This window comes from Allobosea sp. ASV33 (genome assembly GCF_016428755.1).
Classification (GTDB): domain Bacteria; phylum Pseudomonadota; class Alphaproteobacteria; order Rhizobiales; family Beijerinckiaceae; genus Allobosea.
Map to the genome: position 1 here is coordinate 1 of NZ_JAELTI010000168.1, position 5462 is coordinate 5462.

General features: G+C 65.5%; 4 protein-coding genes and 1 pseudogene. 4 read left to right on the top strand and 1 reads right to left on the bottom strand.

Annotation, left to right across the window (positions count from 1 at the left end):
• The 4 genes and pseudogenes from JHD80_RS26555 to JHD80_RS26570 form a co-directional block, all read left to right on the top strand.
• Positions 1-271, top strand: a pseudogene (locus tag JHD80_RS26555) (hypothetical protein); the annotation flags it as partial.
• A gap of 94 nt (positions 272-365) precedes the next feature.
• Positions 366-1379, top strand: coding sequence for a TRAP transporter substrate-binding protein (locus JHD80_RS26560; RefSeq protein WP_349237356.1), 1014 nt, complete (start codon positions 366-368; stop codon positions 1377-1379).
• 99 nt (positions 1380-1478) lie between these two features.
• The gene (locus JHD80_RS26565) at positions 1479-2048 is read left to right on the top strand and encodes a TRAP transporter small permease (protein ID WP_199093481.1); all 570 of its coding nucleotides are present in this window, start codon (positions 1479-1481) and stop codon (positions 2046-2048) included.
• Positions 2045-3325, top strand: coding sequence for a TRAP transporter large permease subunit (locus JHD80_RS26570; protein WP_199093483.1), 1281 nt, complete (start codon positions 2045-2047; stop codon positions 3323-3325). Before JHD80_RS26565 ends, JHD80_RS26570 begins: the two co-directional genes overlap by 4 nt.
• A 19-nt stretch (positions 3326-3344) precedes the next feature.
• On the opposite strand, the gene JHD80_RS26575 is transcribed toward JHD80_RS26570, so the two are convergent.
• Positions 3345-5462 (bottom strand): glycoside hydrolase family 31 protein (locus JHD80_RS26575; RefSeq protein ID WP_199093485.1); only part of this gene is annotated, 2118 nt, incomplete at its 5' end.

Genomic DNA, 5462 nt, shown 5'->3' on the forward strand with positions numbered 1-5462 from the left:
GTTCTGGACCTCGCTCACGCCGGAACAGCAGGCCGCCGTTCAGAAAGCGGCCGAGACGACCCGCGCCTTCCAGCGCGAGGCGGAATTGCGCGAGGCCGGCGAGGTGCTCAGCGAGCTCAAGGCCAAGGGCATGGCGACGACCGAGATGCCCACGGCTGAGCTCGATGCCATCCGCAAGGCGATCCAGCCGGTGATCGAGAAGAACACCGAGACGATCGGCGCCGCCTTCGTCAACGACTTCTACGCCGAGATCAAGAAGCACCGGACATGAGCCCCTGCCCTCGGCGGTGGAAAACGCCGCCGAGCGGTTGAGCCTGCATTCGTTCGATGACACATCCGCAGCAACTGTTCCGGAGACGCGTATCGTGACCAAAACCCATCCGACCCGCTTCGCTTTCATCGCCGCGCTGACGGCTGTCCTGCTGGGCTCGACGGCGGCCATGGCCGAGGTCAAGGCCAAGATCGGCCATGCGATGCCCGACACGCATCCGCAGGCGACCGCGGTGAACAAGTTCACGGAGCTCGCCAGCACCTACACCAATGGCAACGTCAAGATCCAGGCGTTCCACTCGGCCATGCTCGGCAGCGACGAGAAGCAGCTCCAGGCGACGCAGGCCGGCACGCAAGAGTTCTACATCGGCACGCTGGCGCCGCTCTCGACCCGCGTGAAGGAAGTCCAGGTCTGGGACCTGCCCTTCCTGTTCCAGAACGAGAAGGAGGTCTACGCGGTCCTCGACGGCGACTCGGTCAAGAAGATCTTCGACAAGATCGAGCCGAGCGGCCTCGTCGGCCTGACCTGGACCGGCATGGGCTTCCGTAACCTCTCGAACAGCCGCCGCGCCGTGAAGACGGCCGAGGACGTCAACGGCCTGAAGCTGCGCGTGATGGCCAATCCCGTCGCGCTCGACACCTGGAAGTCGATCGGCGCCAATGCCGTGCCGATGGCCTTCTCGGAAGTCTTCACCGCGCTCGAGGTCAAGGCGCTCGACGGCCAGGAGAACCCGCTCCAGCACATGTGGGCGAACAAGATGCAGGAGGTGCAGAAGCACATCTCCATCACCAACCACGTCTACACGCCGGTCGCGCTCGTCGCTTCCAAGAAGTTCTGGGACACGCTCTCGGCCAGCGACAAGGCCGGCGTCCAGAAGGCCGCCACCGAGGCCGGCCTGCTGCAGCGCAAGCTGCTCGACGAGGGCGACCGCGACGTGATCACCAAATTCAAGGAAGCCGGCGTGTCGGTCGACACGGTCTCGGCCGACGACCTGCGCAAGGTGCAGGCCAAGGTCCAGCCCGTGGTCGACAAGTTCAAGGGCCAGATCGGCGAGGAATTCGTGAACGGCTTCGTCGCCGAGATCGAAAAGGCCCGCGCCGCCAAGTAAGGCACGCGACGGCAGCAGGCCCCTTGGCCGGCTGCCTTTTTCTTCCCTACCGGCGCCGAGCCGGCGATCCCCTTCCAAAAGCCGCCGGCGAGGTGACCGATGACCAGCCTGCTCAAAACCGCGACGGACGGTTTCTACCGCCTGATCGAGGTCATCCTCGTGATCTGCATGGCCGTGATGTTGGTCATGGTCTTCGGCAACGTGATGCTGCGGCTGTTCTTCAACACCGGCATCGACCTGTCCGAGGAAATCCCGCGCTTCGCCTTCGTCTGGATGACCTTCCTCGGCGGCATCATCGGCCTGCACCGGCGCAGCCATCTCGGCGTCGACATGGTGGTCCAGGCCCTGCCGATCTTCGGCCGCAAGATCTGCTGGGCGATCAGCCAGGTCATCATGCTGATCTGTGCCCTGTTCATCTTCTACGGCACCTATCTCCAGCATGACATCATCGCCGGCAACGCCTCCCCGGTCGCGCAGCTCAGCATGCTCTGGGTCTATGGCGTGAGCTACGTCACAGGCGCCGCGATCGCGCTGATCTGCCTGTCGAACCTCATCCGCCTCGCGCTGGGACAGGTCGCCGACGACGAGCTGATCGACGTGCACGAGGAGGGGATGGCCGAGGGCCTCGAAGCCGAGCGCGACATGAAGGCGCAAGGAGCCAAGCCGTGATCGTCTTCGTCTTCATCACGTCCCTGCTCGGCCTGATGGCGCTGGGCATGCCGGTCGCCTTCGCGCTGATCGGCTGCGGCCTCGCCATGATGCTCTACATGGGCATCACCGACCCGCAGATCATCATCCAGAACATGTGGGACGGCGCCAATTCCTTCCCGCTGCTCGCCGTGCCCTTCTTCATGCTGGCCGGCGAGCTGATGAATGCCGGCGGCATGACCCGCCGGATCATCACCATGGCGATGGCCTGGATCGGCCATATCCGCGGCGGCCTCGGCTATGTCGCGGTCATCGCCGCCGTCATCATGGCCTCGCTCTCGGGCTCGGCCGTCGCCGACACGGCTGCGCTCGCCTCCGTGCTCGTGCCGCTGATGCGCAATGCCGGCTACGACATCAACCGCTCCTGCGGCCTGATCGCCTGCGGAGGCATCATCGCGCCGGTGATCCCGCCCTCGATCGGCATGATCATCTTCGGCGTCACCGGCGGCGTCTCAATTACCAAGCTGTTCATCGCCGGCATCGTGCCGGGCGTGATGATGGGCATCGCAATCATGCTGGCCTGGCGCTGGAGCATCAAGCGCGACAATCCGCGCGTCGAGCCGAAGCGCAGCATGCGCGAACGGCTGGTCGAAACCCGCAATGCGGGCTGGGCGCTCGTGCTGCCCGTAGTCATCATCGGCGGCCTCAAGGTCGGCTGGTTCACCCCGACGGAAGCAGCGGTCATCGCCGCCGCCTATTCGCTCTTCGTCGGCGTCTTCATCTATCGCGAGATTAAGATCCCGGACCTGTTCGGGTTGATGTACCGAGCAGCCGAGACCACTGCCGTCATCATGTTCCTGGTCGCGGCGGCCGGCGTTTCGGCTTGGCTGATCACCACGGCCAACATTCCCCAGCAGGTCGCCGACATGGTCGCGCCCTTCATGGAGAACAAGATGCTGCTGATGGCCATCCTGATGGTGATGGTCTTCATCGTCGGCACGGCGCTCGACTTCACGCCGACAGTGCTGATCCTGACCCCGGTGCTGATGCCGGTGGTCAAGCAGGCGGGCATCGACCCGGTCTATTTCGGCGTGCTGTTCATCATGAACAACGCGATCGGCCTGGTGACGCCGCCGGTCGGCACCGTGCTGAACGTGGTCTGCGGCGTCGCCAAGGTGCCGATGACGGGCGTCATCAAGGGCGTGACGCCCTTCATGGTCGCCCAGCTCATCGTGCTGGCCCTGCTGGTGATCTTCCCGCAGATCGTGATGTGGCCGCTGCAGATGATGTCGCGCTGAGACGCGCGACGCGCGGGGGCTAGGTGGCCCCCGCTTTCTCCGTGATGTTGCGGATCGCGATGCGGTCGAAGAACGGATCGCGATCCCCCTCCTGATCGACCGCGATCTCGCCGTCCTTCACCCGGAAGCGGATTACGGTCGCGCCTGCACCGCGCCAGTCGGCGGTATCGCCGTCATCTTCGTAAAGCTCGCCCGACGCGCCCTCGACGAGGCCGCAGACGAGGATCTCGCGGAGATCGTCGATGCCCTCGGGATTGCCGAGCGGGATCAGCGCGCCGGCCCGGACGAAGACCGGCAGGCGGCCGAGCGGGGCTGCGACCGTCACGAGCGCGCCACCGTCGAAATGCTTACCCGTATGCCAGTCGTACCAGCCGCCCGCATGAACCGGCAGGTAGACGCTGCGCTCCCGCGCGCCCTCCTCTAGCACCGGCGCGACCAACACATCCGGCCCGAGCATGAAGGCGTCGTCGGTCTTCACGGCCGTCGCATCCTGCGGGAAATCCCAGAGCAGCGGGCGGATCGCCGGGGTGCCGTCGCGGCTGGCGCGCCACATCAGCGTGTAGAGATAGGGCATCAAACGGTAGCGCAACGCGATCGCCTCGCGCACCTGCGGCACCATCTCCGGATACATCCAGGGCAGGTTGACGACGCCGTCGTCGTTCCAGGAATTCATCACCATGCGCGGCCAGAGCGAGCAGAACTCGTTGAAGCGCACGAAGAGCTCGGGGCCGGGCGTCGGGCCGTGGAAGCCACCGACATCGTGGCCGATCGAGAACATGCCCGAGAGGCTCATGTTGAGCCCCTGGGTTAGGTTGTAGCGCAGCGTCTTCCAGGCGGTCTCGTTGTCACCGGACCAGGTCTGGGCGTAGCGCGAGATGCCGGCGCAGCCGCCGCGCGTGATCGCATATTGCCGCTTGCCGGGCTCGCGATCGGCCTGCGCTTCGTAAGAGAGCTTGGTCATCAGGAGCGGCTGCGCCGGGCGCGCCAGCGCCTGCCGGAAGGGGCGGCCGTCGCCGTCGCAGACGGCATCCTCGTCCCAGATTTCGTATTCGTTGTTGTCGTTCCAGACGGTGGTGAAGCCGTAGTCGAGCAGCGCGGTCTCGATGCCGTCGCGCCACCATGCGCGGCCCTTCGGGTTGGTGTAGTCGAGATGGAAGCCTAGCCCGTCCCAGAACTGGGCGACGGCAGGCTTGCCGCTATCGCCGTCGCGCACGAGGAAATCGCCGTCGAGCGCCTCTTGCAGGCGCGGATGGTCGTCGAGCAGGCAGGGCTTGAGATTGGCGACCGTCAAGATGCCCGCATCATTCAAGCGCTGCATCGTCGCCTTCGGGTCGGGGAACTTCTCCCGGTTCCAGTTGAAGGCGTAGCGGCGATGGCCGATCTGCGTGTAGCCCGAGCCGAAATGGAAGGAATCACAGGGGATGCGGTGCGTCTCCAGCTTGCCGATGAAGTCGCTGATGCGGGCATCGGCGTCCGGCGCGTCGGCGATCGCCATCGAGGTGACGCCGAAGCCGAAGGACCAGAGCGGCGCGAAGGCCTGTCCGCCGGTCAGCCAGGAGAAGCGGCGCACCACATCCGGCACGCTCGGGCCGGCCATGACGTAATAGTCCAGGTCGCCATCGTCGCCTTTCCAGGAGCGGAACAGGCCGTGATAGTTGTCTAGCGTGCAGCCGAAATCGACGCTGCCGGTCGAGAGGTTGTCGTAATAGACGCCATGCGCGCCGGCCGGCCCGTCGACGATGAAGAAGGGCAGCATCTTGTAGAGCGGGTCGGAGAGCTCCGCGTCAAAGCCGCAGGGATCAACGGCATCGATGGCGAAGCGGCGGCCGGTGCGGTCGAGCGGCCCGGCCTTGTCGCCGAGGCCGTAATGGCGCTCGGTGTAGTCGCGCGCCATAAAATGAGCGAGCGCGCCGGTGCGCGGCGAAACCAGATAAGCCTGTGTGGTGCGGTCCTGAAGGAAGGGCTTGTCTTCGCCATCGCGGCGCCAGGCGATGCCGAAGGGCGAGAGCGTGACCTCCGCGGTCAGCCCGCCTGCAGCGATCACGACCTTGTCAGCGCTGGCGCGGATATCCGTCTTCGGACAGGCGAAACCGTCGAGGCTGTCGCGCGGACGCCCCTCATAGGCCGGCTCCAATCC